Genomic DNA, 482 nt, shown 5'->3' on the forward strand with positions numbered 1-482 from the left:
GAGGTCAATAATCATAAGACCGATCCGACCAAACCTGACACCGATAACGGTAGTGTCAATGATGGTGATGAGGTTGATAAGAAGACCGATCCGACGGATCCGAAGGATGATAAGTCTGGTGATACCGATACTCCGTCTGAGGATGGGAAGGCTGATCCTGATGAGGATGGGTTGACCAATGATGAGGAGAAGGAGCATGGTACTGATCCTCATAACCCGGATTCTGATGGTGATGGCATCACTGATGGTGATGAGGTTAACGGCACCAAGAACCCATTTAAGGACAACAAGTGGGATAAGGATGGTAAGCCGGGTAACACCAACCCGTTGAATAAGGACACCGACCATGATGGTATTCATGACGGTGACGAGGTCAATCCGAAGGTTGGGTCTGACAAGATCACCGACCCGAATAATCCGGATACTGACGGGGACCGTCTGGAAGACGGCGACGAGGTCAATAATCATAAGACCGATCCGAC

1 pseudogene is annotated in these 482 nt (G+C 49.8%); it reads left to right on the forward strand.

Features of this window, described 5'->3' with window-relative positions:
- Positions 1–482: pseudogene (locus HMPREF3044_RS13365) on the forward strand (hypothetical protein); the annotation flags it as partial.

It is taken from the genome of Corynebacterium sp. HMSC073D01 (assembly GCF_001815555.1).
GTDB lineage: Bacteria > Actinomycetota > Actinomycetes > Mycobacteriales > Mycobacteriaceae > Corynebacterium > Corynebacterium glucuronolyticum.